We start from the raw sequence: 6339 nt of genomic DNA, 5'->3' as shown, positions 1-6339 counted from the left end.
TTTAATGATGGCGTTAACATTCATGCTGCCGATATACCAAACAGGACGTCTGGTATCGTTTTAGACTATGGACTAAGTTTTCGCTTATGATTACCATCAAAAAAGGTTTGGATTTGCCCATCACCGGCGAACCCTCCCGCGAGATAACTGAGCACAGACCCGCCTATGTGGCACTCATTGGCTACGATTATGTAGGCATGAAGCCCACGATGAATGTCAAAGAAGGCGACATCGTAGCAAAAGGTCAGCCCGTTTTTGAAGATAAAAAACGTGTTGGCGTTATCTACACTGCCCCTGCTGCTGGCAAAGTCATCGCCATCAAGCGCGGTGAACGTCGTGTGTTTGACAGTCTTGTGATTCAGGTTGACCCAAACGGTGAAGAAGTCGATTTTCAGAGTTATGACTCCCAGCAACTTGCTGACTTGGACTCTGAAATCGTCGAAACCCAACTACTTGCCTCTGGTGAATGGACCGCGTTCCGTACCCGTCCTTTTAGCCGCGCACCCGATATCGGCGCCCGTCCGCATGCCATCTTTGTCACTGCGATGGATACCAATCCATTAGCGTTTGACCCGATGTTGCTCATTAATGAGCAGCTGCAAGCGTTCAATGACGGACTTGCCGTATTATCTACCCTGAGCCCAAAGACCTTTGTCTGCCATCATGGTGATGCACAGTTGACGCCAGTCGCTAAAACTGCGGCTAATAATGTCACTGAATATCATAGCTTTGCGGGCAAACATCCAGCTGGTCTTGCAGGCACGCACATTCACTTTTTGCATCCTATCGCACGCGGCGTGACCGTATGGACGATTGGCTATCAAGATGTGATTGCGATTGGTAAATTATTTACCACGGGTCGTTTATATACACGTCGCTTATTAAGCTTGGCAGGTCCTGCAGTCAAAAATCCGCATCTTATTGCCACTGAACGTGGTGCTGATATTATGGGTTTGACAAAAGGCGAGTTAGCTGACGGCGAGAACCGTATTATTTCAGGCTCAGTACTATCAGGTCGCAAGCTATTTCCAAATACTGCTTATTTGGGTCGTTTTCATGACCAAATCAGTGTGCTAGCGGAAGGCTATGAGCGTCCAGCATTTCACTTCTTACAAGCGGGTAGAAACCGCTTCTCTAAACTGCCCATTTATATTTCGCAGTTCTTTGGTAGTAAAAAGTATAATTTTACGACAACTACCAATGGCTCGCCGCGAGCGATGGTGCCGATTGGGGTTTACGAAGAGATTATGCCGCAAGACTATCTACCTACTCAGCTCATGCGTGCGCTGATTATCGAAGACATTATCACTGCGGTTGATTTGGGTGTGCTTGAGCTAGATGAAGAAGATGTCGCTTTATGCACCTTCGTTTCTCCTGGTAAATATGAATACGGTGACATTTTGCGTGATAACTTAACGCGCATTGAGCTGGAGGGCTAACCACGATGAAATTTTTACATAATATGTTCGATCGTATGGAGCCGTCTTTCACCAAAGGCGGTAAGCACCAAAAGTACTATGCCCTCTTTGAGATGTTTGATACGTTTTTACGTCAGCCAAGCTCAACGACTTATGCCTCATCACACGTGCGCGATGGTATTGACCTGAAGCGTATTATGATTACGGTATGGATGTGTACCTTCCCAGCGATGTTTTGGGGTATGTATAACATCGGTCATCAAGCACTCACTGCAATCGATAAACTTGGTCTACAACCGGAAGGCTGGCGTACCATTATCACCAGTATGGCAGGCTATAACCCAGAAAGTATTTGGGCAAGCTTTGTTTACGGAGCGATGCAGTTCTTACCGATTTATATCGTGACTTTTGCGGTTGGTATTTTCTGTGAGATTATATTTGCTGTGACGCGTGGACACGAAGTAAACGAAGGTTTCTTTGTGACGTCTGTACTGTTTGCGCTATGTCTGCCACCAGATATTCCTTTATGGCAAGTTGCCCTAGGTATCATCTTCGGTGTGGTTGTAGCAAAAGAAGTGTTCGGCGGTACGGGTAAGAACTTCCTTAACCCTGCTCTATCGGGTCGCGCATTCTTATACTTTGCTTATCCTGCTTATATGTCTGGTGATTCTATATGGACAGCGGTCGATGGCTTTTCAGGCGCAACGCCACTTGGTCTTGCGGCGCTTGGGGTAACTCCAGATAAATTCGTTGACGTTTATGGTCAAGCGATTACATGGAGCGATGCCTTCTTTGGTAATATCCAAGGTAGTATCGGTGAAGTATCGACGCTGGCTATTTTAATGGGTGCAGCGGTTCTATTATGGACGCGCATTGCTTCATGGCGCATCATGTTAGGCTGCGTGATTGGTCTTATTGCCACGTCATCTGTCTTTAATATGATCGGCTCTGAAAGCAACTTAATGATGAATATGCGTTGGTATTGGCATTTAGTTATCGGTGGTTTTGCCTTCGGTGCGGTATTTATGGCGACAGATCCTGTGTCAGCTGCGCATACCAATAAAGGCCGTTGGGCTTATGGTATCTTGATTGGTTTTATGACGGTATTGATTCGCGTCATCAACCCAGCCTTCCCAGAAGGTATTATGCTTGCCATCCTATTTGCTAACTTATTTGCGCCGTTGTTTGACTACTTTGTCACGCAAGCAAATATTAAACGCCAAACAGCAAGGAGGCTTCGCCATGTCCAAGCCCAAAAGTAACCTTAAGCCTAAAAGCAACAACATGAAAACCATCATCGTAGCGTTGACGCTATGCTTGGTGTGTTCAGTGTTAGTTGCAGCAGCAGCGGTTGGCTTAAAGCCAGCGCAAATTGAGAATGCTAAGTTGGATCGCAATAAGAACATCTTGGTCGCCGCTGGCATGTTTAATCCAGATACCGATACCAATGAAGATGTGGCTGAACGTTTTAAAGACTTTGATGTTGAAATTGTTGACTTAAATAAAGGCAATTACTTAGATGATGACGCCCTAAAGGCCGTTGGTATTGCTGATCGCAATACTTATGATGCTAGCCAAGCCACTAAGAATAAGGCCTTGAGCGATGACTTAGGCAGTAATGATCCTGCAAGTATCGGTCGTAAGCCTAAGTACGCGAAAGTTTATGTCAAAAGTGATGATGCTGGCAAACCTGAGATGATCGTGTTACCGATTCAAGGCTATGGCCTTTGGGGCACAATCTACGGTTTCTTAACCCTTGAAGGCGATATGAATACCATCAAAGGTATCAGCTTTTATGAGCATAAAGAAACCCCAGGCTTAGGGGCTCGTATTGAAGAGCCAAAATGGCGTGCGATGTGGACTGGCATTCATTCTTACGATGAAAACGGTGCAGTTGCTACGGGTGTTGCCACTTCAGGTCCCAAAGAAAATTGGGTCGATGGTATCAGTGGTGCGACTTTGACCAGTCGTGGCGTTAGTAACATGATTCAGTTTTGGTTAGGTGAGCAAGGTTATAAGCCTTATTTAGACTCTCTACGTAAAGAAAGTGGTCAAACCATTGAGAGCTCTGATAAGCAAGCGAGTCAAAAGCTTACCCAACAAGAGACGCATCCCGTAACCGAGCTGGTATCAGTAGCACCAGCAGCACACGGCAAGGAGGCTTAGCATGGCTGATACAAAAAGTATTTTAGTTTCCCCTATTTTTGATAACAATCCTATTGGCTTGCAAATATTAGGGATTTGTTCCGCATTGGCGGTAACGACTACCGTTGCCAATGCACTGGTTATGAGTGTGGCGTTGACCTTGGTAACGGCATTTTCAAGCTTCTTTATCTCGACTATCCGTAAGCAAATCCCATCAAGCATTCGTATTATTGTGCAGATGACGATTATTGCTTCGTTGGTTATTGTCGTTGATCAGATATTAAAAGCCGTCGCTTATGATGTCAGTAAAGGACTATCGGTGTTCGTTGGTTTGATTATCACCAACTGTATCGTCATGGGTCGCGCAGAAGCCTTTGCGATGAGCAATCCACCCGTACCGAGCTTTTTAGATGGTATTGGTAACGGTATGGGCTACTCTGCCGTGCTGCTGTTTGTTGCTACTATTCGTGAAATATTGGGCTCAGGTAGCTGGTTTGGTATGACCTTATTACAACCGGCGACTGATGGCGGCTGGTATGTGCCTAATGGTTTATTATTATTACCACCTTCAGCGTTCTTTATTATTGCGTTGTTTATCGTCATTATTCGTACTTGGAAACCAGAACAGGTTGAAGATGCTGAATTTGTAATGAAGCCGCAGTCTAAAGGCATGGCACAGGGAGGCGGTCACTAATGGGACATTATGTCAGTTTATTTATAACCTCAGTCTTTATTGAGAATATGGCGCTGGCCTACTTCTTAGGCATGTGTACCTTTTTAGCGGTATCGAAAAAAGTATCCACTGCTATCGGTCTTGGGGTCGCTGTCGTTTTTGTGATGGCGCTTACCGTGCCGTTGAACAATTTATTGTTTCAGTTCATTCTTAAAGATGGTGCGCTCGCTTGGGCAGGTTTCCCTGATATTGATTTAAGCTTTTTAGGTCTGCTCAGTTATATTGGTCTCATTGCTGCTGTCGTCCAAATCCTAGAGATGTTTTTGGATAAGTTTGTGCCAAGTTTATATAACGCGCTTGGGATTTTCTTACCATTGATTACGGTCAACTGTGCCATCTTAGGTGGTGTACTATTTATGGTTGAGCGTGACTACAACTTCGGTGAGTCGATGGTTTATGGTCTTGGTGCGGGTTTTGGTTGGGCACTCGCCATTACCGTATTGGCCGGTATCCGTGAAAAGCTTAAATACTCAGACATTCCAGCGCCGCTACAAGGCCTTGGTATTACCTTTATTACGGTTGGTCTGATGTCGCTTGGCTTTATGTCATTCGGTGGCATGTCGATTTAAGCGCTTGTTTATTTAAGTGACTATTTTTAAGTAGGCGCTTAAAACCATAATTAGCTATTTGACCTATTTAATTCATTTATTCGGTAGGGGTTCGGGACAAAACGCACTGACGTATGCCCGCAGCCCTACCCCATAGATTAAGGATACATATCATGGATTATGCTACGGCGATTGGTGGCGTTGCTATGTTTACCTTGATCATCATGGGCTTGGTTGTCATCATTTTGGCAGCGCGCTCAAGACTGGTCAGTTCAGGCGATGTGACCATTCACATCAATGATAATCCCGACAATGACGTGGTAACAGCAGCAGGCGGCAAGCTACTACAAACCCTTGCGGGTGAAGGTATATTTTTATCTTCAGCCTGTGGTGGTGGTGGTACTTGTGCCCAATGTCGCTGCCGCGTTATTGAAGGTGGTGGTTCTATTTTAGCCACCGAAGAAGGCTACTTTACCCAAGGTGAGATTCGCGATCATATGCGCCTTGCCTGTCAGGTATCCGTTAAACAAGACATGAAAATTGAGATTGACCCTGAGTTCTTTGATGTACAAAAATGGGAATGTGAAGTTATCTCTAACGATAACGTTGCAACCTTTATTAAAGAATTGGTACTCAAAATTCCAGATGGCGAAGACGTTAACTTCCGTGCGGGTGGCTATGTACAGTTAGAAGCGCCACCGCATGAAGTGCATTATAAAGATTTTGATATTGCAGAAGAATATCAAGACGATTGGAATAACTTTGGCATCTTTAAGTACGTCTCGAAAGTTGATGAGCCAGTTATTCGAGCTTATTCAATGGCTAACTATCCTGACGAAAAAGGCTTAATTAAGTTTAATATTCGTATCGCTAGTCCACCGCCACGTGGCCCTGATGGTATTCCACCGGGTAAAATGTCGTCGTGGACCTTTAGTTTAAAACCTGGCGATAAAGTCACAGTATCTGGTCCTTATGGCGAATTCTTCGCCAAAAAGACTGAAGCTGAGATGATCTTTGTCGGTGGTGGTGCCGGTATGGCTCCAATGCGCTCGCACATCTTTGACCAGCTCAAACGTCTAAATTCTGATCGTAAGATTAGTTTTTGGTACGGTGCACGCTCTATTCGCGAGATGTTCTACGTTGAAGATTACGATCAACTAGAAGCCGATTTTGCTAACTTCCAGTGGCATGTGGCACTTTCAGATCCACTTCCAGAAGACAATTGGGATGGCTATACTGGCTTTATCCATAACGTGTTACTGGAAGAATATCTGAAAGACCATCCAAGCCCAGAAGACTGTGAATACTACATGTGTGGGCCACCGATGATGAACGCGGCGGTAATCGACATGTTGCATAGTTTAGGCGTGGAAGATGAAAACATCATGCTTGATGACTTCGGTGGTTAAGTCTATAATTAAACTGGTTGATTAATCAGTTATTCAAGCAAGCACGATAAGCTTGATAATATATGCTAAATTAAGAGTCTCAATTG

The 6339-nt window shown here is 44.8% G+C and carries 6 protein-coding genes; all 6 read left to right on the top strand.

Annotated features, from left to right (window positions below; genetic code table 11):
• The first annotated feature begins 86 nt into the window (after positions 1 to 86).
• The 6 genes from WAZ74_RS13145 to nqrF all read left to right on the top strand — a co-directional run bounded on the left by WAZ74_RS13145 (position 87) and on the right by nqrF (position 6253).
• Positions 87 to 1439: a Na(+)-translocating NADH-quinone reductase subunit A gene (locus WAZ74_RS13145; protein ID WP_422308754.1), complete on the top strand. Its 1353-nt coding sequence runs from the start codon at positions 87 to 89 to the stop codon at positions 1437 to 1439.
• Positions 1440 to 1444: 5 nt separating this feature from the next.
• Complete coding sequence (locus tag WAZ74_RS13140; protein ID WP_422308753.1) at positions 1445 to 2680, top strand: NADH:ubiquinone reductase (Na(+)-transporting) subunit B; 1236 nt, start codon at positions 1445 to 1447, stop codon at positions 2678 to 2680.
• Positions 2661 to 3584, top strand: a complete 924-nt coding sequence (locus WAZ74_RS13135; RefSeq protein ID WP_422308752.1) for a Na(+)-translocating NADH-quinone reductase subunit C — start codon at positions 2661 to 2663, stop codon at positions 3582 to 3584. Before WAZ74_RS13140 ends, WAZ74_RS13135 begins: the two co-directional genes overlap by 20 nt.
• Before the next feature lies 1 nt (position 3585).
• Positions 3586 to 4257 (top strand): NADH:ubiquinone reductase (Na(+)-transporting) subunit D, encoded by a 672-nt coding sequence (locus tag WAZ74_RS13130; RefSeq protein WP_422308751.1) that lies wholly within the window; start codon positions 3586 to 3588, stop codon positions 4255 to 4257.
• Entirely contained in the window at positions 4257 to 4865 is a 609-nt protein-coding gene (gene nqrE, locus WAZ74_RS13125; protein WP_201561662.1) for an NADH:ubiquinone reductase (Na(+)-transporting) subunit E, read from the top strand. The genes WAZ74_RS13130 and nqrE overlap by 1 nt, the downstream gene beginning before the upstream one ends.
• A 152-nt stretch (positions 4866 to 5017) precedes the next feature.
• Positions 5018 to 6253 (top strand): NADH:ubiquinone reductase (Na(+)-transporting) subunit F, encoded by a 1236-nt coding sequence (nqrF, locus tag WAZ74_RS13120; RefSeq protein WP_422308750.1) that lies wholly within the window; start codon positions 5018 to 5020, stop codon positions 6251 to 6253.
• The last annotated feature ends 86 nt before the right edge of the window (positions 6254 to 6339 follow it).

The organism is Psychrobacter sp. (assembly GCF_049295055.1).
Lineage (GTDB): Bacteria > Pseudomonadota > Gammaproteobacteria > Pseudomonadales > Moraxellaceae > Psychrobacter.
This window is presented reverse-complemented; position numbering and strand designations above follow the sequence as displayed.

Excerpts from the sequence above, each read along its gene's own strand:
- WAZ74_RS13145 (WP_422308754.1), top strand. The coding sequence starts at position 87 with ATGATTACCATCAAAAAAGGTTTGGATTTGCCCATCACCGGCGAACCC.
- WAZ74_RS13140 (WP_422308753.1), top strand. The coding sequence starts at position 1,445 with ATGAAATTTTTACATAATATGTTCGATCGTATGGAGCCGTCTTTCACC.
- WAZ74_RS13135 (WP_422308752.1), top strand. The coding sequence starts at position 2,661 with ATGTCCAAGCCCAAAAGTAACCTTAAGCCTAAAAGCAACAACATGAAA.
- WAZ74_RS13130 (WP_422308751.1), top strand. The coding sequence starts at position 3,586 with ATGGCTGATACAAAAAGTATTTTAGTTTCCCCTATTTTTGATAACAAT.
- nqrE (WP_201561662.1), top strand. The coding sequence starts at position 4,257 with ATGGGACATTATGTCAGTTTATTTATAACCTCAGTCTTTATTGAGAAT.
- nqrF (WP_422308750.1), top strand. The coding sequence starts at position 5,018 with ATGGATTATGCTACGGCGATTGGTGGCGTTGCTATGTTTACCTTGATC.